A 24,609-nucleotide genomic window follows, 5' to 3' on the forward strand; every position below is an offset into this window, starting at 1 on the left:
ATAAGCAACAAAAGAAAGGTAACCAAAGAAAAATGCTTTTCTTTGAATCACAGGCCCGCACGAGCGGTGCATTCGCGGGGATTTTTCATACGGGACATCCATGTCCCGATGAAAAACGGCGCGCATCCGTGCGCGCCGCCCTCCGGGTCTTCGTCTGCCTTCGCTAGTGCGAGGCGACGCACAGCAACAGCAAAATCCTTGCGGCAACGGCAACGGCAACGGCAATTTTGTTGTTGCCGTTGCTCTGAAGAGCTTGGCGCGGCGATGAGCTAGGGAGAACACCTGGAGACCCGGAGGGCGGCGCGCAGGACGTGCGCCGTTTTCCGATAAGACAGGGACGTCTTATCGGAAAATCCCGGCGCGCGCATCGCACTCGTGGCCTGTGCCCTTGCAAGGAAAGCCCTTTTCTTTGGTTACCTTTCTTTTGGGCCAGCAAAAGAAAGTAACCCGGCCGCGTTAGCGGACGGAAGCTTTGCTCTGGCTGTTGCTTCATCGCTCTGCTGCAAGAAGCGCGGCACCCGCGAGTGGCGCGGTCGCGACTTGTGACCGAAGGAAATCCAGTCGGACGCCGCTCCTACCCTTTAAAGCGGTTAGGACGGCGACGTAAGCACGAGGCGACTCGCCTCACTCCAAGGTGATCCCCGCCGCCGCCGGCGTGCGGTCTTTCAGGGTTTCGCTGGCGCGCGCCCACCATTCGCGGTGTTCTTCGCTGGCGCAATACTCGGCGTAGGACAGCTTGGCGATGGTCGCCAGGGAATAATCCGGACGGCCCTCGGCCAGCATCGCGCTCATCGCGCGCAGCAGGGGCAAAGAAGGCAGCAGGTCTTCGATGAAGAGGAATTGGCCGGCCTGGTTCACTTCGAGGAAATGCGCATCGCCATTGCCGTCGATGGCCAGGTCGATGCAGCCGAACACCAGGCCGAGTTCGCGCATCAGCGCGGCGAGCTTGGCTTGGTCCGCGGTCGAGAGCTCGCCGACTTCGGCCTGCAGCCCCTGGGTGTTCTGGGGGACGCGCCAATCGACGAAGCCGTCGTCGTGTTGGGTGTACAGGCGCGCGGCGAAGTAGCGGTCGCCGATCGCGGTCACGCGCAGGTCGTAACGTTTGTCGACGTAAACCTGGTAGATACCGGGGCAGTGCAACAGGCTCTGGTCGTCTTCGAGCATCGCCGGTTCGACGATGCGCGCATAGGTGCTGAACATGCGACCGCTCTCGGCATCCTTCCAGGTGTGGGTCAGGAAGGGCTTGTAGACGACGCGGCCGTGGCGCTGGACGAAACGGCGGATCTCGGCGGGGTCGTGCGAGACCAGGGTCGGAGGGAAGCGCAGGCCGCAGTGATGGGCGGCGCGCAGTTGCACGAGTTTGTTCTCCGCCATCGCCGCGGCAGCGGGGCGATTGACCCACAGCCGGTCGGCGCCTTGATCGGTCAGGGCATAGACGTTCTTGAGGAAACGCCCCCATTCGCCGCGCAGAAAGGGCTGGTCGCCGGCTTGCGCGCGCGGGAAGGATTCGGGATTGCGCGGCCGCCGGTACCAGACCGTGCCGACGCTGGCGTCGTCGAGCGGGCCGCTCATGCGCAGGCCGAGGTCGGGGTCGCAATGCAGGGACATCGCGCCGAGTTCGGCTTCGGCCAGCGAGCTCAGCCAGGTCGCGTCGATACCGCTGGCGCGCAAAGCCCAGCGCGCGGCGGAAGCATGGATGTCGTGGGCCAGCGAAGACAGGATCAGCGGACGGCGGTGAGCGGGCATGGAAGCGTTCGTGTTTTTAGGGCGTTGAAAACGGCACGCCCCGTCGGACGGGGCGTGCCGGGTCATGCGTGGCGGCGGGGTTTACGCGCACGTCGCTCGCGCGCGGGTCCACCCTGCCTGGTGCATGGACTGCATCCGATCAGATCGACCGGAAGGCGAAGCGATTACAGGAAATCGGGATCGCCCGGATCGTCGCCGTTCGGACCGGTGGCGTGGGTGCTGTCGCCCTTGCCGCCGGAGATCGCTGCGATCTCGTCCAACGAAAGTTCGCGCGCCGCGATGCGGGCGAGCGGGCGGGCGGCTTCGTCCTGAGGCAGAGCGTTGTTGCTGTAAACGTCTTGCTTACTCATGGAGCGTTCTCCTAAACCGTAGAGTGCCAGGATGAGTTGAAAGGCCGTCCCGGCGTCGGCACGAGCATCGATGCTAGCAACTATGAAAGTCGCGGTTTGCTAATCGCGATCTCACTTTCGCCCTGAATGCGCGAAGCGATGGGGATTGCAAACTCGGGCGTTGTGATCTGTTCACTGATGCCGTCGCGCAAGGCGACGACGCGGTCTGCGCTGCGGATCGTATCGGGCCGGTGCGCGATGACGATGCGGGTCATGCGCAAGGCGGAAATCTCGCGATTGATCTCGTGCTCGCGGGCGACGTCGAGGTGGCTGGTGGCCTCGTCGAGCAACAGGATCGCCGGCGACCGGTACAGGGCGCGCGCCAACAGCACGCGTTGTTTCTGTCCGCCCGACAGCGACGAACCCAAGTCGCCGACCAGCGATTCGTAACCCATCGCCATCGCCGCGATGTCGTCGTGGATGCGCGCCGCGCGCGCCGCCGCCTCGATGCGCCCGGGGTCGGCGGCGTGGTCGAAGGAGGCGATGTTCTCGCCGATCGAGCCGGCGAACAGCACGTCCTCCTGCATCACCGCGCCGAACAGTTCGCGGTACGCGGCTAGGCCGTACTCGTGGATGTCGACGCCGCCGATGCGGATCGTGCCCGAGCTCGGGCGCAGCAGGCCGAGGATCAGCTTGGCCAGGGTGGTCTTGCCGCAACCCGAGGCGCCGACGATCGCCACCGATTCGCCGGCTTCGATGTTGAAACTGCAGTCGCGCAGGATCCACGGCTCGTCGTCGGCATAGCGGAAGCTGAGCCGCTCGATCTCGATGCGCGGCGCCGGCACCGGGCCGGCGTAGTCGGTGTGCACGTGCGCTTCGGGCGGCTCGAAGGCGATGTCGGCGATGCGTTGGCCGTGCAGGCCGAGCAGGCGCAGGTCGACGAGCTTGTCGATCAGGCTGCCGGTGCGGGTGGCGAACAGGTCGGCATAGGCGACGAACACCACCATCATGCCGGCGCTGAAGCGGCCCTGCAGGGTCAGCCAGGCGCAGAGCCAGATCAGCAGCACGCGCTGGGCGCCGAACACCAGCTTCGACAAGGCCGAGAACACCGCGGTGGTGCGGGCGATCGCGGCCTCGCGATTGGCCACCTCGACGCTGGCGTTGGCGATGCGCCCGCGGCGGTCGTCCTGTTGATTGCCGAGCTTGATCGTCTGCACGCCCTGGATCGACTCGATCAACAGGCTCTGCTGCTTGGCGACGTGGATCAGCTGCTCCTCCTTGAGCCGCCACAACCGCCGGTACGCGGCCCAGCGCAGAATCGCGTAGACGGCGAACGCGGCCAGCACCAACGCCGTCAGCGGCGGGCTGTAGAACAGCAGCAGCGCCAGCACCAGAGTCACGGTAAGGCCGTCGAGCAGGCTCTCGACGAAGCTGCCGGTCAGGGTCTGCTGGATCGCCTGCACCGAGACGAAACGCGACATCACTCCGCCGACATGGCGCTTTTCGAAGAAATCCAGCGGCAGCCGCATCAGGTGGCCGAACAGATTGGCCAGCCATTGCGAGTTCAAGGCGGCGCCGAGGTCGGCGACCAGCCAACCGCGCATCGCCGTGAGCGTCGCCTGGAACACCACCACGACCAGGAAGCCGATGCCGAGCAGGTTCAACAAGCCGATGTCGGCGGCCACCAGAACGCGGTCGATCACCCACTGCATCGCCAGCGGCAGCAGCAGGGTGAACACCTCCAGGCTCAGCGCCAGGATCAGGATCTGCGCACCGGCGCGGCGCAGGCCGACGATGCGGCCGGCGAGCCCGCGCAGGCTCAGGCGCTGGCGTTCGCGCATCGGCACGAAGTCGGTCTTCGGCGACAGTTCCAGGGCGATGCCGGTGTAGTGGCGGCCGAACTCGGCCAGCGGCAGACTGACCGCGCCGCGCGCCGGGTCGTGCAGTTCGGCGCGGCCGCGGGCGATGCGCTTGAGCACGACGAAATGATTGAGGTCCCAATGCAGCACGCACGGCAGGCGCAGATCGGCGAGGTGCTCGATCTCGGCCCGCAACGGGCGGGTGTCGAAGCCGAGCGCGCCGGCGATCTTGATCAAACGCGCCAGGGTGGCGCCGCGCGGCGACACCGGGAAGCGCCGGCGCAGGCTGCTCAGATCGATGTCGTGGCCATGGTGGACGGCGATCATCGCCAGACAGGCCAGGCCGCACTCGGCCAATTCGTTCTGCTGGATGACCGGCACGGGCTTCGCGCTCATGAGCCCGTCCGATGCGCGTCGGGTGCGGCCTCGGTGTTCGACAGCGGCGCCGACACGAACTCGTAGAGGCGTCGCTGCTCCAATTGCAGCTCCGCATCGACTCGCATACCCGCCTGCAATGCCTGCGTGCCGATGCGCTGGCGATCCAGCTCGACCTGCACGGACCAGGCCGGCGCGTCCGGGCGCAGGCCGCTGCGCCGGTGGACCTCGTCGGGCGATGAGGCCGCGGCGGCTATCGCGACCACGCGGCCTTGCTGCACGCCGTAGCGCTGATACGGGAACGCGCGGTAGCGCAGGACCGCCGGCGTGCCGGGGCGGATCGCGGCGATGGCGCGATCGGGCACCCACACCTGCGCCTGCAGGGGCGAGGGGCCGCTCGGTGCGGCCTGCGCCTGCGCTACGAGCACACCGTCGACGCGTTCGCTATGGGTGTAGCGCCCGAATGCGAGCAGCGCTGCCAGTGCGAGCAGACCGAGCAGGGCGAGCGCGGCCATCGGCCAGCCCAGGCGCGAGATCGGCAGGCGGATGCTGCCGAGCCAGCGTTGTTTCCTGGCTTCCAGCATTTCGCGTCTGAACAGGTCTTCGTGCACGTAAGCCTCAGACGCGTGGCGAGGATCCAAGGGGGCCGTTCGGCGAACCCATGGCGATCACGGTGCGTCTGTCGTCTCCTGCCGTTACGACTCGGTCGCTGAGTGTCGTACAAGGCCGATGGCGTTTCCAGGTCGCCATTGTCGAACGCCGTCACGGTTCGCGGGGATTGCAACAAATCGTTCAGCCCTGCTGCTATCTGCTATGCCGCGATGCGAAGGCGATCGAGGCGCAGCGCATGCTCAAGCGGCATCGCGCGCGGGTTTGCGCCAGCGCGGCCAGCTGCCGAGGGTGATCGCGCGCAACAGCCATTCCATCGGGCCGTAGCCGTGACGCTGCATCCACCAGGCGCTGAGGCGCAGTTGCGCGCCGAACAGCAGGATCGCGAAAACCAGCACTGCGAGCGGCGAAACCCGTCCCATCAGGCCGAGGCCGTAGCCGGTGAACACCAGCGCGGCGGCCGCCGATTGCAGCAGGTAGTTCGACAAGGCCATGCGCCCGGCCGGGGCCAGCCATCGCACGAGTCGCGGGCCGGCGCGGCCGGCGAAGCCGCTCATGGCCAGGGCGGCATAAGCGCCGGTCAGCAAGGGCGCGGTCAGCAGGCTCAAGGCCAGCGCCGCCAGTTCGAGCGCGCCGCCGGGCTCGAAGGTGGAGACGCCGGCATAGAGCGCCGCAGCCGGCAGGCCGATGCCGAAACCCCAACGGCGCAGCCTGCGCAGCAACGGTCGATAGCGATCGAGGCGGGCGAACACTTGGCGACGGCCGGCGACCCGGCCCAACAGGAACATCGCCAAGGCGCATGGCGCCTGCATGAAGGCGAGCACGATCCCGGTCGACGCCAGTTCGCTTATGCGCTGGGCGACGACCGCGCTGGGCGGCCCGGTGAAGCCGGCGAGGGTCGCCTGCGCTTCGGCCGCGGCCATGCGGGCATCGGCGGCGCCGGTTTCGCCACTGAGCCGAATCAGCAAAGCCAATCCGGCCCAGGCGACGGCGGTGGCCACGATCAGGGCCAGGGCGCTACGCAACGCGGCGCGCTCCGACAGCGCGCGCATCGCCAGCAGGGCCAAGCCCATCGCCGCATAGGTGCCGAGGATGTCGCCGTGGAACAGCAGCACGGCATGGGTCAGGCCGATCAGCCACAGCCCGAGCAAACGCCGCAGCATGCGCGGCACGAAGGCCTCGCCGGCGCGCTGCGCCGAATCGAGCTGCAGGCTGAAGCTGTAACCGAACAGGAACGAAAACAGCAGGTAGAACTTCATCTCGAACAGGCCGGCAACGAGCAGGCGCACCGCGCGGTCCAGCCCTCCGTCGTAACCCGGATCGGGCAAGCCCAGGCCGTAATAGGGCGAGGCGAACACGCCGAGGTTGACGACCAGGATGCCGAACAGGGCGAAGCCGCGCAGGGCGTCGAGCTGTTCGATACGTGGCGGCACGATGCGGGCGGATGCGGTCATGTGGGCGGCACGAACGGGGGAGCGTGGATGCTGCGCGCGGCGCCGTGGCGCTCGCATCGGGCCGGCGACGGGAGCCAACCGGGACGTTTGGCGGATTCGCCGCGCGCGGAAACTGGAATACTGGCGGCATGAGCGAAATCCCCGCCGCACGCCCGGTGCCGGCCGCGCGCGCGCCGGCGCGCCGCTGGTGGAGCGGGCTGTTCTGGAAATGCCTGCTGTCGATGCTGATCGCCTCGTGGATCAGCACCGCGCTGCTGTCCGGCCTGGACCTGTACCTGTCGCGCACCGAGGTGCGCGAGGCGATGGCGCCGCCGGTGCTGCAGGGCGCGATGCAACGCGAATTGCAGCAGTTCGGCGCATTGCCCGACCTGGCCATGACGTCGCACGCGCAATGCGAAGCGATCCTGCAGGCGTTGCTGGTGCGCATCGTCGGCATGGACTCGCAGGAGTGGATGAACTCGCACAGCTTCGCCGGCAGCACCCACGACGGCCGTTTGTCGATCCGCTATCGCGACCGCGACGGCCGCCTCTGCCGCTATCCCTCGCAGGCGAGTGCGCCGCTGGCGCAGCTGCTGGAGGAGATCGAGCAGGAAGCGGTGTCGTCGCATGCGCCGGTGCCGCGCCGGCACGAGCGCGAAGGCGACTGGATCAGCGCGGTGGCCTTGCCGCTGGCGCGGACCCCGGGCGCGACCCTCAGCGTCGGCCAGCACGCCGGCGGCTCGCTGGCGACCTTCATGCACATGGACTCGGGCGACATCGAAAGCCTGGCGATCTATCTGGTGCTGATCAGCGCGATGTCGGCGATCGCCGTGGCGACCCTGCTGACACGCCGGATCGGCCATGCCGAGCGCGCCGCGGATGCGTGGGCCGCGGGCGAACTCGGCGCGCGCATCCACGATGCCGGTCGCGACGAGTTCGGGCGCTTGTCGCAGCGTTTCGACCGCATGGCCGATGCGCTCGGCGAAGTGATCCAGGTGCGCCAGGCGTTGGCGGTGTCGGAGGAGCGCAACCGCCTCGCCCGCGACCTGCACGACACCGCCAAGCAGCGCAGCTTCGCCCTCGGCCTGCAGCTCAGCGTGCTCGATCACCTGAGCCAGCGCGAGGGCGGCGAGCAGGACCCGCGCCAGATCACCTTGATCAAGGCTGCGCTCGGTCTGACCGGGCAACTGCAGCGCGATCTGGCCGACGTGATCCAGCGCTTCTCGGCGCCGACCGTGGCCGAGCAGGGCTTGCGCAAGGCCATCGAGGACACTTGCTCGCATCTGCTCGCCGGCAGCGAGATCGAGTGGCGGCTGTTGCTCGACGGCGTCGCCGAGCGCGGCCTGGGCGCGTGGCCGCAGCATGCCGGTCAGCTGTTGATGATCGCCACCGAGGCGGTCAGCAACAGCCTGCGCCACAGCGGTGCGCGCCGCATCGAGGTGGTCCTCAACAATTCCGGCAACCGCTACGGCTGGACCATCCAGGACGACGGCTGCGGCTTCGTCCCCAACGAACACGAGGCCACCGGCATGGGCCTGGCGAACATGCGCTTGCGCGCACGCACGCTGCCGGGCGGACGCTTCCGGCTCGCCAGCTCGCCCAGCGGCACGGTGGTGACCGTGTCGTTCACGTTGGAATCGCAGGGAATCCAGGCATGAGCACATCGGTATTGCTGGTCGACGACCACGAGGTGGTGCGCAAGGGCATCCGCAGCCTGTTGATGCTGACCGACGACTTCGAAGTCGTCGGCGAAGCCGGCGGCGGCGCCGAGGCGATCGCGCTGGCGCGCGAACTGGCGCCGGACCTGATCGTGATCGACCTGATGATGCCCGACGTCGACGGCGTCGAGGCGATCCGCGCGATCAAGGGCCTGAGCCCGCGCAGCGCCATCGCGGTGCTGACCTCGACTGATCAGGACGACCTGGCCTTCGCCGCGATCGAGGCCGGCGCGCAGTCGCTGTTGTTCAAGAGCATGCTCGGCGACGAGCTGCTGGCGACCTTGCGCCGCATCGCCGGCGGCGAGGCGGTGATCCACCCCTTCGTCGCCCAGCGCATCCTCAAGGCGGTGCGGCGCAAACGCGAGCCGCGCGAGGACCCCTTCGCCTGCCTGACCGAACGCGAGTTGGACGTCTTGCGCAAGCTCGCCGAGGGCGGCAGCAATGCGCGCATCGCCGCGGCCTTGAACATCGGCGAGAAGACGGTGAAGTCGCACCTCGGCAACGTGCTGGCCAAGCTGCACCTGGCCGACCGCACCGAGGCGGTCGCGTTCGCCTGGCGGCGCGGCCTGATGTCGGCGGAATCCGAGCACGGCGGCGGCTGAAGGTTCCGCGACCTCATTCAACCGTGGTCTCCGCGAACGCGGGGCGCATGGATGCGCTTGCGGGCGACTGACTCGCGCACTCATGAACGCCAGGGCGTTATGCGCCCGGGCCGGGGGAGAGACTTCACAGCGATGCCTCGGTGAAGCCCTGGGTTCCCGCCTACGCGGGAACGACGGTAGGGAGGTCTCGCTGCGCCTCTCAAAGCCGTCATCCCCGCGAAGGCGGGGATCCAGAGACTTCAGAGCGACGCTTCGGTGAAGCCCTGGGTTCCCGCCTACGCGGGAACGACGGTAGGGAGGTCTCGCTGCGCCTCTCAAAGCCGTCATCCCCGCGAAGGCGGGGATCCAGAGACTTCAGAGCGACGCTTCGGTGAAGCCCTACGCCCCGCCTGCGCGGGGACGACGACAAATAACTCTCGTGGCTTCTCAAGCATGCGTGCGTTTTGCGATGGTCCGGAATGACAGATTCGGCAAAGTCGAATCGATCGCTCCGTCGCCTCGCTCGCCGCGCAAGCGTCGTTAGTCATGCCTGCCCGATGAGGTGAGCGGGTAGGGAGGCGCGCGTGTCCCTGCGTTTGTGATTCACACAGGTCGCACGAAGATCGACCGAACACGATGCCGCCATAGGCATCGGACCACTGCTTCAAGCGCCGCCACGCCGCGCTTTCGACACGATAAGGGACTACTGACCGATGCAAGGCAATACCCGCACCACGCGCAAAAGCGTCACGCAACGCATGCATTCCCGTTCCCTGCTTTCGCTCGCCATCGTCGGCGGCCTGCTCGCCGTTTCGGCGTCGGCCGCGGCGCAGAACGCGAACACGATGGGCCAGCTCGGCAATCCCGACAGCTGGCGCAGCGACGAATTCAACTCCGATTGGGGCCTGGCCGCGAGCAACGCCCAGTACGCCTATGCGCGCGGCCTGACCGGTAAGGGCATCCGTCTGGGCGTGTACGACAGCGGCACGGTGTTCGGCCATCCCGAGTTCGCCGGCAAGGACCACCGCGCCGTGCACATGGCCGACGTGCTCGCCGACGGCAGCGTTTGCACCAACACCTCGATCATCGGCGGCGCCGGCGCCTGCTTCACCTCGCGCGGCGACCAGGCGCAGATCCGTTACGTCGGCTTCAACGCCAACGTGCCCGAGAACATCCGCCGCATCATCCAGGCCGGCCCCTACGTGCAGCCGGGCTGGGAGTTCAACACCCACGGCACCCACGTCGGCGGCACCATCGCCGCCAACCGCGACGGCAGCGGCATGCACGGCGTCGCCTTCGGCGCCGACCTGACCGCGGCCAAGTGGTCGTTCAACAGCGTGCGCGAGTGGGCGCGCAGCGCCACCGGCGGCTACAGCGTCGTCAGCATCGGCGGCGTCGGTCCGGAAGACGCGACCGTCGCCGGCATGTACGCGCAGATGAACGAGCAGGGCGTGCGCGCGCTCAACCACAGCTGGGGCTTGGCCAACGAGCCGAGTACGCTGGCCCAGCTCGACGGCTATCTGTTCGACCCCGACAACGCCGCCTATTTCGACACCTTCGCCAAGGGCTCGCTCGACAAGGGCATGCTGCAGGTGTGGGCGGCGGGCAATCACAACGTCGCCGGCACGACCCCGCAGACCGCGCCGCAAGCCGGTCTGTACGCGAGTCTGCCGCGCGGCCGCGCCGAACTCGAGCCGTACTGGCTGACCGTGGTCAACGTCAATCAGAACCTGGTGCTGAGCGCTTCGTCGATGCGTTGCGCGCAGACCGCGAACTGGTGCGTCGCCGCACCGGGTTCGACGATCAACTCGACCGTGCTCGGCGGCGAGGAATCGCTGCAGGGCGGGCTGGTGCGCAATCCAGACGGAACGATTTCCTTCGACATCAGCGCCGGCGCGCCGACGTTCGAATACGGCAACCTCAGCGGCACCTCGATGGCGACGCCGCACGCGGTCGGTTCGCTCGGCCTGCTGATGGAGCGCTTCCCCTATCTCGCCAACACCCAGGTCCGCGACATTCTGCTGACCACCGCGACCGATCTCGGCGCGCCCGGCGTGGACGAGATCTACGGCTGGGGCTTGATCGATCTGAAGAAAGCCATCGACGGCCCGGGCCAGATCCGCGTCGACACCGACGTGGTGATGGACCGCCCGGGCGGCGGCGCCAAGGTGTGGGACGGCAAGGCCTGGGACGACTGGCGCAACGACATCGGCGGCCCCGGCGTGTTGAGCAAGTCCGGTCTCGGCTGGCTGCGCCTGAGCGGCAATAACAGTTTCGGCGGCCTCAAGGTCAAGGACGGCGTGCTCGAACTGACCGGCAACAACACCTACGCCGCGCAGGTCGAAGGCGGCACCTTGGTCGTCAACGGCAGCCTGACCACGGCCTCCTTGCCGGTGCTCGCCGGCGGCGCGCTCGGCGGTAGCGGCCGCATCGTCGGCGACGTGCGCATCGAAGGCGCGGTGTCGCCGGGCAATTCGATCGGCACCCTGAGCGTGCAGGGCAATTACGTGCAAGCGGCGGGTTCGACCTATGTCGCCGAGCTGTCGGCCGGCGGCGCCTCCGACCGCATCGACGTCAGCGGCCAGGCCCGTCTCGAAGGCGGCAAGCTGGTCGTGTTGCATGCGCCGGGCCAGTACATGCTCGGCCAGTCGTTCAACCTGATCAGCGCGGCCGGCGGCGTCAGCGGCCAGTTCGCCTCGCTCGACCAGACCGCGTTCTCGCCGTTCCTCAAGTTCGGCCTCAACTATGCGGCCAACCAGGTCGGTATCGACGTGACCCGCGGCGCTTCGCTGGCGGCGAGCGCACAGACCGACAACCAGCGTGCCGCCGCCACCGCGGCCGACCGTCTCGCGATCGGCCAGGGCATTCCGCAGCCGCTGACCCAGCTGTTCCCGGAGCAGGCACTGGCCGCGCTCGACGCGCTCAGCGGCGAGGCCCACGCCAGCCTGCGTTCGATCATGGTCGACGACAACCGCCATGTGCGCGATGCCGCCTTGGGCCGTGCGCGCGCCGGTCGCGGCGATTTCGCCGCCGACAGCGCCGGCGAATCCTCGCAGGGCGCCTGGGTGCAGTTGCTGAAGTCCGGCGGCACCCTGGGCGGCGACGGCAATGCCGCGCGCAACGAGTACAACGGCTCGGCCACCCTGCTCGGTTACGACTACCGCTTCGACGGCGGCTGGCGCATCGGCGTGCTCGGCGGCAGCGGCCGCAGCGACAACAACGATGCCCGCAACGACAAGGGCCGCATCAAGACCCGTCACTTGGGCCTGTACGCCGGCCAGAACTGGGGCGGTTTCGGCCTCAGCGCCGGCGTCGCGTTCGCCCGTCACGACGTCGACCTGGATCGCGGCATCGCCTTCAACGGCTTCAACGATCGTGCCCGTTCCAACTACGACGCCGACAGTAAGCAGGGCTTCGTCGAAGGCGGCTACCGCTTCGACGCCGGCGCCTGGGCGTTCGAGCCGTATGCGCAGTTCGCCCAGGTGCGGGTGAAGAGCGACGGCTTCCAGGAAAGCGGCGGCGCCGCAGCGCTGACCGGCCGCAGCGCCGACAGCCGCGTCAACCTGTCGACGCTGGGGCTGCGCTTCAACGTCGACCTGAAGGGCTCGCAGCAGGAGCTGAGCTGGCTGAGCCTGCGCGGCGGCCTCGGCCGTCGCCATGCCAGCGGCGACCTCAACCCGGCGACCTCGGTGGCCTGGCGCGGCGGCGACGCCTTCCAGGTCCACGGCGCGCCGCTGGCCGACGACGCCACCTTGCTCGAAGCCGGCATCGCCGCACGCCTGAGCGCGAACGGCTTGTTGGAACTGAACTACAGCGGTCAGCTCGCCGACGAGGCGCACGACCACGGAGTCAACGCGCGGTATTCCCTGCGCTTCTAACCCCCCGCCCGAAGGGGGAGCCCCCGAAGTCGCAACGATCTAGGTCGTTGCGGCTTCTTTTTTGGCGTCGCGCAGAAGCCAGAGCCAGAGCAAATCCCCCCTGGCCCCCCTTTTTCAAAGGGGGGATCGTTCGGTGAAGGTCGGGTGCTTTCTGCCTATCAGCGGGCAGGGGTAAGGCGAAGCAGAGCAGCAGTGCTGCAGAGCAGGACTGAGGCAGAGCAGGGGCAAGGCAAAGCGAGGTAAGGCAAAGCGCAGGTAAGGCGAGGTAAGGCAAGAGGCAAGAGCGGACGTTGGGGCGGTGCGGCGAGTCGCATCGGCGGACACCCCATGCAGCGACACCTCTCCCAGGCCATGGCCGAGCCATTCCCCCCTTTGAAAAAGGGGGGCAGGGGGGATTTGCTCCGGCTCGGGCTCCAACTCATCCCGACGAACCCAACCCCGCCACCGCTCATCCCAGCCAACGCCCATCTCCCACCCCGACCATCGCCATCCATCGGACCCCAGCGTTGCGCCGCGCCCGCTTATGCCGGCCGCCGCATTCGGCGATGATGAGGCCCCGCCGCCATCGCCCCGTGCATCGCGCCGGTTCCCCACGACTCCGGAGATGCGCATGTTCGAGCTGTCGGCACTGTTGGCCTTCGCCGGCCTGGCCCTGGTCATGGTCCTCACGCCCGGGCCGAACATGATCTACCTGGTCTCGCGCTCGATCTGCCAGGGCCGCAAGGCCGGGCTGATCTCGCTGGCCGGGGTCGGCGTCGGCTTCTTCTTCTATCTGTTCGCCGCCGCCTTCGGCATCACCGCGCTGTTGTTCGCGGTGCCGTTCGCCTACGACGCGCTGCGCATCGGCGGCGCGATGTATCTGCTGTGGATGGCCTGGCAGGCGGTGCGGCCCGGCGGGCGCTCGCCGTTCCAGGTCCGCGACCTTGCTGCCGACAGTCCGCGCCGCTTGTTCACCATGGGCCTGCTGACCAGTCTGTTGAACCCCAAGGTGGCGATGTTTTATCTGGCGCTGCTGCCGCAGTTCATCGACCCGCAGCGCAGCGTGATGCTGCAGTCGCTGCTGCTGGGCAGCCTGCAGATCGCGATCAGCGTCGGCGTCAACGCGTTGATCGTCGCCGGCGCCGGCGGCATCGCCAACTTCCTGGCCGGACGGCCGCGCTGGGTGACCGCGCAGCGCTGGGTCATGGGCGGGGTGTTGTCGGGGCTGGCGGTGCGCATGGCGGTCGACGCCCGCCGCTGAGGCTCAAGGCGCGCGGCCGGCCGCCTGGTCGCGCGCGCGCTGGATGATCGCGCGGACCTGGGCGCGGTCGCGATGGCGCGAAATCGGCACCGCGCCGAGCGCGATCGCGCGTTCGCGCATCTGCGCGGTGACGTCGTAGTGGCAGCCGCTGGCCTTGTCCTGGAACGATTCGCGGCGTTTGCCGAGCCGCGCCGCGAAGGCGTGCAACTCGTCGAGGCGGTCGGCCATCAGATGCGCCCAGCGTTCGCCGCGCCAGGGCCACACGGCATCGTCGACGTACACGGTCACCGCATCTCTCCAGGGAATGAATCCAGCCGCGTCGCGGACGATTCTGTCACGACGCGCGGCTGAGAGCCGCGCAGGCGACAGGCTGTGCCCAGTATCCGACAATCGCTGTGTCGCGGGCGTCTTCCCTCGCTCGCAGGAGCCATCATGCGGATCTCGGCCATCCACCACGTCGCGATCATCTGTTCCGACTATCGACGCTCGAAACATTTCTACACCCAGGTGCTCGGACTGAGCGTGCTCGCCGAGGTCTATCGCGAGGCGCGGCGTTCGTACAAGCTCGATCTGGCCTTGCCCGGCGGCGGCCAGATAGAGCTGTTCTCCTTCCCCGATCCGCCGCCGCGGCCGTCCTATCCGGAAGCTTGCGGCCTGCGTCATCTCGCTTTCGCGGTCGACGACATCGACGCCTGCGTCGCCGAGCTGCAGTCGCAGGCCGTCGCGGTCGAGGCGGTGCGCGTCGACGAATACACCGGGCGCCGTTACACCTTCTTCGCCGACCCCGACGGTTTGCCGATCGAATTCTACGAACGCGGCTGAGGCGCCGCGGGGCCGCCTCAGGCGTGGGCGACGAGATGGCCGTGCTCGCGCCAGGCCTCGAAGCCGCCGGCCAGCGGGCGCACGCGCTTGAAACCGCGCCGGCGCAGTTCGCGCGCGAGGGTCGCGGCGGAGGCTTCGTTCGGGCAATCGCAGTAGACGATGACCTCGTCGCGCCGCTCCAAGGGAACATCGGCCAGGGACATGTCGGCCAGCGAAGCGACGAACACCGCACCGGGAATCCAGCCCGAGGCATCGCGTTGCGGCTGCGAGCGCACGTCGAGGATCATCGGGCCGTTGCCGTCTTCGAGCAGCCGATAGAGCTCCGGCACGGTGATCCGCGCCATGCGCAGTTCGCGCAGGAATAGGCGGCGCTTGAGCAGCTTGTAACCGACGAAGGCGGCGATGGCCGCGGCCACCAGCAGCAGGCCGTAGCGGCCGAGCGTCTCCAGGCTGTCGAGCACGTCGTTGACGGCCTCGTGGAAGACCGCGCCGACCGCCACCGCGAGGCCGGCCCAGAGCAGGGCGCCGATGCCGTCGTAGAAGGCGAAGCGGCGCGCGCTGGTGCCGGTCTCGCCGGCCAGGGTGGTCGCGACCGCGGCGAAGCCGGGCACGAACTTGGCCACCACCAGCGACGGCGCACCCCAGCGCGCATAAACGCCGCGGGTCATCAGCACGCACGAGTCCGGCGACAGCGAGACCTTGCACATCAACCGCAGCAAGGCCGCGCCGATCCGGCGCCCGCCGAGATACCACAGGCTGTCGGCAAGCAAGGCGGCAAGCGCGGCGATCAACAGGATCGGCCACAGGCTCTGCTGCTGGTCCACCGCAATCGCGGCGGTGACGATGATCGGCGGATAGGCCGGCACCGGCAGCCCGCCCTGATCGAGGAACACGCTGACGAAGACCACGAGCAGGCCGTAGGTCTGGATCAGATGCAGCAGGGCGTCCATCGATCGGTCCTAAGACCGCGTTACGCGGTCGGAAAACATGGCAATGCCGCCTCACGCGGTCGGGAAAGATGAGTAAACCGCCTCACGCGGTCGGGAAACACGAGCAAGCCGCGCCGGGCGGCCGGGTAAACGCGGGCAAGCCAACGTGGTCAGGCGGCCTCGCACGGCTGGAAAACCATCGGCAGTTTCCGCCCGCGCCGCGTCCGCTGCAATCGCATGGCGGCGACGGATCGTTGCGGGCCTGGCATCGGCGCCGCGGTCGCCGGACCGCCGCGTTCGGACCCGATGCGGGTCCAAACTGCGGTCGCCGTAGCCTTGGGCGTCACATCGGCGGCCGCACAATGCCCCGTGCCGGGACGATGCGGCCGGCCGTCACGGGAGTGTTCGATGCGCCTGGAAGGCAGTCAGGAAACCTTGTTGATCACGCTTTATGCCAAGGCGATGGACAACCGCGCCACGCCGTCGATCCTGCGCGACGCCCTGGCCGACGACCTGGTCCGCCACATCGACTACGATTTCGAACGCTTCGGCCTGGGCCCGTCGGACATCCGCGGGCTGGCGCTGCGCTCGCGCATCATCGACGGCTGGACCCGCGCCGCGCTGCAAGCTCGCCCCGACACCCTGGTGCTGCATCTGGCCTGCGGCCTGGACTCGCGCGTGTTCCGGGTCGATCCGCCCTTGGAAGTGGATTGGATCGACCTCGATTTTCCCGATGTGATCCGCCTGCGCGAGGCGCTGCTGCCGCAACGCGCCGGGCGCTACCGCACCTTGCCGAGCAACGTCATGGAGCCGGACTGGATCGAGCGCCTCGACAACCAGCGCCCGGTCCTGGTGATCGCCGAGGGCCTGTTTCCCTACCTCGACGAGCGCCGCGCCCGCGAACTGGTGCGGCGCCTGATCGAACGGTTTCCGCAGGGCGGGCAATTGCTGTGCGATCTGTACAGCCCGCTCGCGCTGCGCCTGCTCCGCCACGCGCCCATGATCCGCGCGACCAAGGCCCGCATCGGCGATTGGACCCGCGCCGAACCGCGCAGCCTGGAAGCCTGGCATCCGCGGCTGCAGTTCGTCGACGAGCCGCGCCTGAGCGAAGTCGTCGAGGTGGCGGCCCTGCCGCGGGCGCAGCGCTGGCTGTTCAAGCTGTACGACCGCTCCGAATGGCTGCGCAACCTGGGCCGCGTGGCCCGTTTCCGCTTCTGACCAGCGAGCAGTCCCGCTTCCTGCAGGAGCGGCGTGAGCCGCGACCGTGTTCTTACGGTTGCGCCGTCGCTGCAGCTTCGTGGTCGCAGCTTACGCAGCTCCTACAGGGCTCCCGCCAGATTCGCTTGCGCGCTTGGGTGGGAGCGGCGTCCCACAGAGAACCCTTTGGTCACAAGCCGCGACCGCGGCACCACCCTGCATCGCTGCGTCGAGGTCTGTGTTGCGCAGCCCGCGGTTACCGCCCTGAACGGCGCACTCCGCTCATTCCGCCAAGGCCGGGTCCGGTTTGCGAAACGCGATCGCCAGCCGGTTCCAGGCGTTCATCGAGATTGCGGCATAGGTCAGTGCGACCAGGTCGTGGTCGGCGAACTGCGCGCGGACCTCGGCATACACCGCATCCGACACAGGCGCCTGGTTGACCGCGGTGATGGCTTCGGCCCAGGCCAGGGCGGCGCGTTCGCGCGCCGTGAACGGGCCCTCGGCCCAGACCCGCAGCAGGTGCAGGCGGCGATGGCTTTCGCCGCGCCCGACCGCCTCTTCGGTGTGCACGCGCAGGCAATAAGCGCAGCCGTTGATCTGCGAGATGCGCACGTTGACCAGGTCGATCAACGAGCGCTCCAGGCCGCTCTTGTCGACATAGCTTTGCAGGCCGGCCAGGGCGCGGGTGCCCTGCGGGTCGACGGCGTTGTAATCCAGGCGGGCGGACATGGCGGTCTCCATCGGATGAGCGTCGTGCGACGCGATGGCGCCACGTTAGGATGTTTGTTCCTGAAAGGCATTCCGCCACGGATGCAAATCGAGATTGCATGAATGAACAATCCCTGGGCTGGGACGACTACCGCTTCATCCTCGCAGTCGGCCGCGCCGGCTCGCTGAACGGTGCGGCCAAGCGCTTGGCGGTCAGTCATCCGACCGTGTTCCGGCGCATCAACGCGATCGAGCGAGCGCTCGGCACGCGTTTGTTCGAACGCGCCCGCGACGGTTACACGCCGACGCCGACCGGCGAGGAAGTGATCGCCGTGGCGGCCGAGATCGAAACGCGCATCGCCGCGACCGAGCGGCGCCTGGCCGGGCTGGATGCACGCCTCAGCGGCCGTATCCGCGTGACCACGGTCGAGCCGGTGCTGTACGGCCTGTTGCCGCCGCTGCTGACGAAATTCCGCCGCGAGCACCCGGGCATCGTGCTGGAGCTGGTCGCCGACAATGCCGTGCGCGACCTCAGCCGGCGCGAGGCCGACGTCGCCCTGCGCCCCGGCAGCAAACCGCCGGAAGGCCTGATCGGGCGCAAAGTCGCGCGTCTGGCCGCGGCGGTGTACCGGCCGCGTACGCTGCGGCTGCCGCGCGGCGCCGGCCCCGAGGCCCTGGCCGGTTGCGACTGGGTCGTGCCCGACGACAGCCTGGCGCACATCGGCATGGCGCAATGGCTGCACCGACAGCGTTACGACGAACGCGCGGTGCTGCGCGCCAACAGCCTGTTGGCCCTGCGCGACGCGGCCGCGCACGGCATCGGCCTGGCGGTCTTGCCTTGTTTCCTCGGCGACGCCGATCGCCGCCTGGCGAGGGTGGGCGAGCCGCTGGAGGGCCTGGCCGCGTACCTGTGGTTGCTGAGCCACCCGGACCTGCGCCGCACCGAGCGCATCCGGGTGTTCAGCGAGGCCATGCGCGAAGGATTGGCCCGCTTGCAGCCGATGCTGGATGGCCGGACGGCCACCGCATAGGCCCGTGGACGGGCGGAGGCGGATGCTCGCACCCGCTTCCGTGAAGCCGGTCCGCCCGGATCGTCCGGCACAAAAAGTCCACAGTTACTTTTGAAACCTGTGACTGAACGCACATCACATTAGGAAAAATCCTACACGCTTAGGGGTGTTCCGACGACGGTTTACTGTTCACGCAAGACGCATCTTTTGATTGCTCCGACGGCATCCGGATACAGATTCGCCCTAAGGCGAACTTCCCCCCACCGCGCCGGCTGAACTTTTACAAGGATGAATCATGTTTCGCGTCGAACTGAAGCAGCGTGATGGCAGCGACGACAGTGCGCTGGCGGTAGCGATTGCAGAGATCGCGCAGGAATACCGCAGCGCCGAAGCGGCGTTGCGCGCAGTACTGCCGCAGGCCAGGAGATACGCCGCGCACGCCCCGAAGGGGCTGTGGCTGCGTATCTACGATGCCGATTCGCAGCCCGTGTTTGGCACGTTGGTTCCCTAGGGCCGACGTGCGGTTTGCGCCGCCCGGCTGACAGGGAGTCTGGCCGGGCGGCGCGGGCCTCCTTGCGTCCGCAACGCGGGCGCCGAGCGAATGCGTCCGCCGGCTCGGCTCAGGCCTCCTCGATGCGGCTCGCGCAAGGCCCCATGGCCGAATTTGTCGCGCTCTTGGGTAGGAGCAGCGCGAGCCGCGACCGCGTCCTGTCCGCTTGCGTCGTCGCTGCGGCTTCGCGGTCGCAGCTTGCGCAGCTCCTACAGGGGGCTCCGGTGAGATTCGTCCGCGCTCTTGGGTAGGAGCGGCGCGAGCCGCGACCGCGTCCTGTCCGCTTGCGTCGTCGCTGCGGCTTCGCGGTCGCAGCTTGCGCAGCTCCTACAGAGGCTCCGATGAGATTCGTCCGCGCTCTTGGGTAGGAGCAGCGCGAGCCGCGACCGCGTCCTGTCCGCTTGCGTCGTCGCTGCGGCTTCGCGGTCGCAGCTTGCGCAGCTCCTACAGGGGGCTCCGGTGAGATTCGTCCGCGCTCTTGGGTAGGAGCGGCGCGAGCCGCGACCGCATTCTGTCCGGTTGCGTCGTCGCTGCGGCTTCGCGGTCGCAGCTTACGCAGCTTCTACAGGGGCTCCGGTGAGATTCGTCCGCGCTCTTGGGTAGGAGCGGCGTGAGCCGCGACCGCATTCTGTCCGGTTGCGTTGTCGCTGCGGCTTCGCGGTCGCAGCTTGCGCAGCTCCTACAGGGGCTCCGGTGAGATTCGTCCGCGCTCTTGGGTAGGAGCGGCGCGAGCCGCGACCGCATTCTGTCCGGTTGCGTCGTCGCTGCGGCTTCGCGGTCGCAGCTTACGCAGCTTCTACAGGGGCTCCGGTGAGATTCGTCCGCGCTCTTGGGTAGGAGCGGCGTGAGCCGCGACCGCATTCTGTCCGGTTGCGTTGTCGCTGCGGCTTCGCGGTCGCAGCTTACGCAGCTCCTACAGGTTCTCCGGTGAGATCCGCGTGCCGTTTGGGCGCAACCGCCGGGCTTGGCTTCTGCTTTCCCTACGGCGCATCGATCCAACCCCGCGCTGTTGCGGCGATCAGATCCGCGGGGGTGTCGAGGTCGTGTTCCAGCTCCGGGGCGCGCAGCCGCCAGACCGTCTCGACGGGCAGGCGCTTGAGCACCGCGCCGAAGCCGCGGTCGCCGTGCAGTTGTTCGGCCTCGCGCCAGACCGCGGCGGCGATCACCGCCGGGATGCCGAGGGCATCGCCATGTGCGGTCGCGGCGCAGCCGGAGGCGGCTCGCGCGGCGCCCTCGAGCAAGGCCTGCAGATGCCCTGCCTCCAGCGCCGGTTGATCGCAGCCGAGCACCAGCACCGGCGTCTCGATAGCGAAATCGCCCAGCGCGCGCGCGGCGGCGCGCAGGCTGCTGGCGAGGCCTTCTTCCCAGGCGTCGTTGTCGATGCATTCGACCGCCAGATCGGCGACCAAGGCGGCCATCGCGCCGCTGCGCGCGCCGAGCACGATCAGGACGCGTTGCGCTCCGGTCGAGATCGCCAAACCTGCGGCACGGTGCAGCATGGTCTCGCCGTCGCGACGCAGCCCCTGCTTGGGCTGTCCCAGGCGGCGGCTCGCGCCGGCGGCCAACACCACGGCGACATGCCTCATCGCTCAGGGGGCGCCGTGGCGATGGGTCTGCAACTGCGCGGCGATGCTCAGCGCGATCGCTTCCGGGCCTTCGCCGCCGAGCTTGAGCCCGATCGGCGAATGCAGGCGCGGCGCCAGTGAGGTTTGCGCCGAGGCCGGCAGCACGCGGAACAGGTCTTCGCGCCGCCGCACCGGGCCGAGCAGGCCGACGAAACCGATCTGCTGGCCGTTGGCGCTTTCGGCCAGGTGTTCGAGCGCCTCGCGGTCGAGATCGAAATGGTGGTGCATCACCAGCGCCGCATCGTGCGGGCGCGCGGTCGCCAAGGCCTGCGCGGGGCTGCGTTCGATGGCGTGGTCGGCGAGCGCGCCGGCCGCACTCCATCGCGAGCGCCGCTCGACCAGGGTGGTCATCCAGCCCAGGGTGCGCAGCAGCGGCAGCAGGGTCGGGGTTTCCGGGCCGGCGCCGAACACCAGCACCGACGGTGGCGCGGGGACGTCGAGGTCCCATTGCGCGGTCGCGGCCGACGACCACGGCGGCGTGTTGACCGCGAGGGTCCAGCGCATGCGTTCGTCGCCGACCGAGGCGGCAAGGGCGCCGTGGCTGCGCAGGTCGAGGTGCAGGTCGCCGTGGCCGCGCCGCCACTCGTCGATCAAGGCCGGCCATTCGCGCAACGCCGACAGCGGCAACAGCGCCAGGCGCAGGCGGCCGCGGCAACCGACCGCGGAGCCGGCGAACAGGTCTTCGTCGCTGCGGGTGTCGATGTCCATCCACTCGATGCCCTGCGACTGCGCGGCGTCGCGCGCGCGCAGTTCGATGTCCGGCTCGATGCAGCCGCCGCTGAGCCAGCCGACCTGGCCGTCGCGCGCACCGAACAAGGCCATCGCGCCCGGGCGTACATAGGTCGAGCCTTCGGTTTCGAGCACGACCGCCAAGGCGGCCGGATCGCCGCGCGCGGCCGCGGCGGCGCTGGCCTCGAGCACCGCGCGCGGACCGCCGGGCGCGCTGCGCTTCGGGAACGTGGGGTCCGGCGAGTCGGCCATGCGATACGCCCCAGGGAGGAGAAGTTTCGAGTCTAGAGCGTTAGCGGCATCGGCGGCGTTGCGGTGCATCACGCCGGCCGGAGGCGGCAGTTTTGGGCAAGCCGCGATCGAGGCCGGCGCACGAAAATGCTGTGACGTGTCGCATCGCTCGCCAGCGCGGCGCGGACTTGGGGCGCAACATGCGCACCAAGACTCGGAGAATCCGGCAAGCGCCCTGTTTCGGCGCTTCATCTTGGTATCGAAGGCGATCTGGCGGCGGCCAATTTTGAGGAGTAGGCTCGGACGACCCCAGCCGCCGCGAGGGAACCATGAAGCTTCTTGTCAACGGCACCGAACACGAGGTTGCCGCGCCACCGGACATGCCCCTGCTGTGGGTGCTGCGCGACCTGATGCACCTGACCGGTACCAAGTTCGGTTGCGGCATCGCACAGTGCGGTGCCTGCACGGTCCATGTCGACGGTGCGCCGCGACGCGCCTGCGTGACCCCGGTCGCCAGCGTCGAAGGCAAACAGATCACTACCATCGAAGGCCTGTCGCAGGACGGCAGCCATCCGGTGCAACGCGCCTGGGCCGAGATCGACGTGGTCCAGTGCGGTTACTGCCAGTCCGGCCAGATCATGTCGGCGGCTGCCTTGTTGACCCAGATCCCCAAGCCGACCGACACCGACATCGACCAGGCCCTGTCCGGAAACATCTGCCGTTGCGGCACCTATCCGCGCATCCGCGCGGCGGTGAAGCGCGCGGCCGAAATCGGCAAGGCCTGATCGCGTCATCCCCACGACGTCATGCTCGCAGCGCCGGCACCTTGGGCGCTTTAGGAGGTCGATGTGAATACCGTACCGGCGCCGTCGCGGCGCCAGTTCCTCAAGACCAGCGCGCTGATCGGCGGCGGCCTGGTGGTCGGCTTCGTGGTGCCCGGCGCCAAGCGCTTCGCCCACGCCGATCCGGCCGCGGCCGCGGCGGTATCGAGCGGTTTCGTACCCAACGCCTTCCTGCGCGTGGGCGACGACGACACCGTGACGGTGTTGATCTCGCATTCGGAGATGGGGCAGGGCGTGTGGACCGGCCTGGCGATGTTGATCGCCGAAGAACTCGACGCCGACTGGTCGAAGATCAAGGTCGAACACGCGCCCGCCGCGCCGGCGTATGCGCACACCGCCTTCGGCATGCAGATGACCGGCGGCTCGACCAGCACCTGGTCGGAATTCGATCGCTATCGCCAGGCCGGCGCGACCGCGCGCGCCTTGTTGGTGGCGGCCGCGGCGCAACGCTTCGGGGTGCCGGCCGATCAGGTCCGCACCGAGAATGGCGTAGCCATCGCCGGCGACAAGCGTGCGCGTTACGGCGAGCTCGCCGCCGACGCGGCCAAGCTGCCGGCGCCGACCGCGCCGCAGACGCTCAAGGAGGCCAAGGACTGGAAGATCATCGGCAAGCCGACCAAGCGCCTGGACTCGCCGGAGAAAATCACCGGTAAGGCGAAGTTCGGCATGGACGTGCAGTTCGACGGCTTGTTGACCGCGGTGGTCGCGCGTGCGCCGGTGTTCGGCGGCACGGTCAAGTCCTTCGATGCGGCGCCGGCCAAGGCTGTGCCCGGCGTACGCGACGTGCTGCAGGTGCCGAGCGGCGTGGCGGTGATCGCCGATCACTACTGGGCGGCCAAACAGGGCCGCGATGCGCTCGTCATCGATTGGGACCTCGGCCCGAACGCGGGCCTGGACACGACGAAGCTACGCGAAGACTTCCGCAAACTCGCCGCCACCGAAGGCGACATCGCCGCGCAGGCCGGCGACGTCAAGGGGGGGCTGGCCAAGGCCGCCAAGACCATCGAGGCCGAGTACAACGTGCCCTATCTGGCGCATGCGCCGATGGAGCCGCTGAACTGCACGGTCAAGATCGAGGCCGACCGTTGCGAGATCTGGACCGGCACCCAGTTCCAGACCGTCGACCAGCAGGTCGCGGCCAAGATCACCGGCCTCAAGCCCGATCAGGTGCAGATCCACACCATGTTCCTCGGTGGCGGCTTCGGCCGCCGCGCCACCCCGACCGCGGATTTCGTCACCGAAGCGGTGCACGTCGCCAAGGCCGCCGGCAAACCGGTCAAGACCGTGTGGTCGCGCGAGGACGACGTGCGCGGCGGCTATTACCGGCCGATGTATCTGCAGCACGCGCGCATCGGTATCGATGCGCAGGGCATCCCGGTGGCGTGGCAGCACGTGCTGGTCGGGCAGTCGATCATCGCCGGCACGCCGTTCGCCGGGGCGATGATAAAGAACGGCATCGACGCGACCTCGGTCGAGGGCGTCGCCGATTCGCCGTACCTCAAGGGCGTCGCCGACTACCGCGTCGACCTGCATTCGCCGAGCACCGGCATCCCGGTGCTGTGGTGGCGCTCGGTCGGCCACAGCTACAACGCCTTCGTCATGGAGAGCCTGATCGACGAGCTGGCCCATGCCGCGGGCAAGGACCCGGTCGAATACCGCCGCTCGCTGCTCAAGGAACATCCGCGCCATCTGGCGGCGCTGGACCTGGTCGCCGACAAGGCCGGCTGGGGCACGGCCCTGCCGGCAGGTCGCGCGCGCGGCGTCGCGGTGCACGAATCCTTCGGCAGCTATATCGCCCAGGTCGCCGAAGTCTCGGTCGAGCCCAAGCCGGGCGGGGGGCACGCCATCCGCGTGCACCGTTTCGTCTGCGCGATCGACTGCGGCCTGGCGGTCAATCCCGACGGTGTGCGCGCGCAGATGGAATCGGGCATCAACTTCGGCCTCGGCGCGGCGCTGTACAGCCAGCTGACTTTCAAGGACGGACGGGTGCAGGAGTCGAACTATCACGATTACCGCGTGCTGCGCCTGGACGAGGCGCCGCAGATCGAAGTGCACATCGTGCCGAGCACCGAGAAGATGGGCGGCGCCGGCGAGCCCGGCACCGCGCCGGTCGCGGCGGCCGTGGCCAACGCGGTGTTCGCACTCAATCAACAGCGGCTGCGCGAACTGCCGCTGCAGTTGCCGGCCTGAGGAGACGA

Annotated in this window: 20 protein-coding genes; 10 read left to right on the forward strand and 10 right to left on the reverse strand. The window is 68.5% G+C overall.

Translation table 11 applies throughout. The features are described from left to right. Positions 1 to 624 precede the first annotated feature (624 nt). From ACKN61_RS03655 to ACKN61_RS03675, 5 genes are all read right to left on the reverse strand, one after another. Positions 625 to 1,746 carry a hypothetical protein gene (locus ACKN61_RS03655; protein WP_408952364.1) on the reverse strand — a complete coding sequence of 374 codons (1,122 nt, stop codon included), beginning with the start codon at positions 1,744 to 1,746 and terminating at the stop codon, positions 625 to 627. Positions 1,747 to 1,910: 164 nt separating this feature from the next. After that, positions 1,911 to 2,096, reverse strand: a complete 186-nt coding sequence (locus ACKN61_RS03660) for a hypothetical protein (protein ID WP_031372533.1) — start codon at positions 2,094 to 2,096, stop codon at positions 1,911 to 1,913. Between the two features lie 80 nt (positions 2,097 to 2,176). Next, positions 2,177 to 4,330, reverse strand: a complete 2,154-nt coding sequence (locus ACKN61_RS03665; RefSeq protein WP_408952365.1) for a peptidase domain-containing ABC transporter — start codon at positions 4,328 to 4,330, stop codon at positions 2,177 to 2,179. Further along, complete coding sequence (locus ACKN61_RS03670; RefSeq protein WP_408952366.1) at positions 4,327 to 4,920, reverse strand: hypothetical protein; 594 nt, start codon at positions 4,918 to 4,920, stop codon at positions 4,327 to 4,329. Before ACKN61_RS03670 ends, ACKN61_RS03665 begins: the two co-directional genes overlap by 4 nt. Positions 4,921 to 5,160: 240 nt before the next feature. Continuing rightward, a complete protein-coding gene (locus ACKN61_RS03675; RefSeq protein WP_408952367.1) occupies positions 5,161 to 6,372 on the reverse strand; it encodes a DUF418 domain-containing protein in 1,212 nt (403 codons plus the stop codon). A gap of 128 nt (positions 6,373 to 6,500) precedes the next feature. Between ACKN61_RS03675 and ACKN61_RS03680 the strand changes: the two genes are divergently transcribed. From ACKN61_RS03680 to ACKN61_RS03695, 4 genes are all read left to right on the forward strand, one after another. Next, positions 6,501 to 8,009, forward strand: coding sequence for an ATP-binding protein (locus ACKN61_RS03680; RefSeq protein WP_408952368.1), 1,509 nt, complete (start codon positions 6,501 to 6,503; stop codon positions 8,007 to 8,009). After that, entirely contained in the window at positions 8,006 to 8,671 is a 666-nt protein-coding gene (locus ACKN61_RS03685) for a response regulator transcription factor (RefSeq protein WP_031372538.1), read from the forward strand. The genes ACKN61_RS03680 and ACKN61_RS03685 overlap by 4 nt, the downstream gene beginning before the upstream one ends. 737 nt (positions 8,672 to 9,408) lie before the next feature. Continuing rightward, positions 9,409 to 12,528 (forward strand): autotransporter domain-containing protein, encoded by a 3,120-nt coding sequence (locus tag ACKN61_RS03690; RefSeq protein WP_408952369.1) that lies wholly within the window; start codon positions 9,409 to 9,411, stop codon positions 12,526 to 12,528. Positions 12,529 to 13,138: 610 nt separating this feature from the next. Beyond that, complete coding sequence (locus ACKN61_RS03695; protein WP_057919883.1) at positions 13,139 to 13,768, forward strand: LysE family translocator; 630 nt, start codon at positions 13,139 to 13,141, stop codon at positions 13,766 to 13,768. 3 nt (positions 13,769 to 13,771) lie between these two features. Here ACKN61_RS03695 and ACKN61_RS03700 read toward each other — a convergent pair whose 3' ends face one another. Beyond that, on the reverse strand, positions 13,772 to 14,056 hold the full coding sequence (locus ACKN61_RS03700; protein ID WP_408952370.1) for a DUF4031 domain-containing protein: 285 nt from the start codon (positions 14,054 to 14,056) through the stop codon (positions 13,772 to 13,774). A gap of 144 nt (positions 14,057 to 14,200) precedes the next feature. Between ACKN61_RS03700 and ACKN61_RS03705 the strand changes: the two genes are divergently transcribed. Beyond that, entirely contained in the window at positions 14,201 to 14,590 is a 390-nt protein-coding gene (locus ACKN61_RS03705; protein ID WP_408952371.1) for a VOC family protein, read from the forward strand. A gap of 17 nt (positions 14,591 to 14,607) precedes the next feature. On the opposite strand, the gene ACKN61_RS03710 is transcribed toward ACKN61_RS03705, so the two are convergent. After that, positions 14,608 to 15,540 carry a DedA family protein/thiosulfate sulfurtransferase GlpE gene (locus ACKN61_RS03710; protein WP_408952372.1) on the reverse strand — a complete coding sequence of 311 codons (933 nt, stop codon included), beginning with the start codon at positions 15,538 to 15,540 and terminating at the stop codon, positions 14,608 to 14,610. A gap of 387 nt (positions 15,541 to 15,927) precedes the next feature. Between ACKN61_RS03710 and ACKN61_RS03715 the strand changes: the two genes are divergently transcribed. Then, the gene (locus ACKN61_RS03715; RefSeq protein ID WP_408952373.1) at positions 15,928 to 16,737 is read left to right on the forward strand and encodes a class I SAM-dependent methyltransferase; all 810 of its coding nucleotides are present in this window, start codon (positions 15,928 to 15,930) and stop codon (positions 16,735 to 16,737) included. A 261-nt stretch (positions 16,738 to 16,998) separates the two neighbouring features. Here the strand turns inward: ACKN61_RS03715 and ACKN61_RS03720 are convergent, their stop codons facing one another. Beyond that, positions 16,999 to 17,445: a carboxymuconolactone decarboxylase family protein gene (locus ACKN61_RS03720; protein ID WP_408952374.1), complete on the reverse strand. Its 447-nt coding sequence runs from the start codon at positions 17,443 to 17,445 to the stop codon at positions 16,999 to 17,001. A 98-nt stretch (positions 17,446 to 17,543) separates the two neighbouring features. Here ACKN61_RS03720 and ACKN61_RS03725 point away from each other — a divergent pair, with 98 nt between their 5' ends. Both ACKN61_RS03725 and ACKN61_RS03730 read left to right on the forward strand, forming a co-directional pair. Further along, entirely contained in the window at positions 17,544 to 18,455 is a 912-nt protein-coding gene (locus ACKN61_RS03725; protein ID WP_408952375.1) for a LysR family transcriptional regulator, read from the forward strand. Between the two features lie 274 nt (positions 18,456 to 18,729). Next, positions 18,730 to 18,945 (forward strand): hypothetical protein, encoded by a 216-nt coding sequence (locus tag ACKN61_RS03730; RefSeq protein ID WP_031372547.1) that lies wholly within the window; start codon positions 18,730 to 18,732, stop codon positions 18,943 to 18,945. 1,019 nt (positions 18,946 to 19,964) lie between these two features. On the opposite strand, the gene ACKN61_RS03735 is transcribed toward ACKN61_RS03730, so the two are convergent. Together ACKN61_RS03735 and ACKN61_RS03740 are read right to left on the reverse strand one after the other, a co-directional pair. Beyond that, positions 19,965 to 20,570 (reverse strand): NTP transferase domain-containing protein, encoded by a 606-nt coding sequence (locus tag ACKN61_RS03735; protein ID WP_408952376.1) that lies wholly within the window; start codon positions 20,568 to 20,570, stop codon positions 19,965 to 19,967. 3 nt (positions 20,571 to 20,573) lie between these two features. Then, complete coding sequence (locus ACKN61_RS03740; RefSeq protein WP_408952377.1) at positions 20,574 to 21,590, reverse strand: XdhC family protein; 1,017 nt, start codon at positions 21,588 to 21,590, stop codon at positions 20,574 to 20,576. 308 nt (positions 21,591 to 21,898) lie between these two features. Between ACKN61_RS03740 and ACKN61_RS03745 the strand changes: the two genes are divergently transcribed. Then, on the forward strand, positions 21,899 to 22,354 hold the full coding sequence (locus ACKN61_RS03745) for a (2Fe-2S)-binding protein (protein WP_057916659.1): 456 nt from the start codon (positions 21,899 to 21,901) through the stop codon (positions 22,352 to 22,354). Positions 22,355 to 22,417: 63 nt separating this feature from the next. Beyond that, positions 22,418 to 24,601 carry a molybdopterin cofactor-binding domain-containing protein gene (locus ACKN61_RS03750; RefSeq protein WP_408952378.1) on the forward strand — a complete coding sequence of 728 codons (2,184 nt, stop codon included), beginning with the start codon at positions 22,418 to 22,420 and terminating at the stop codon, positions 24,599 to 24,601. The last annotated feature ends 8 nt before the right edge of the window (positions 24,602 to 24,609 follow it).

It is taken from the genome of Lysobacter sp. Hz25, assembly GCF_046097045.1.
GTDB lineage: Bacteria > Pseudomonadota > Gammaproteobacteria > Xanthomonadales > Xanthomonadaceae > Lysobacter > Lysobacter antibioticus_B.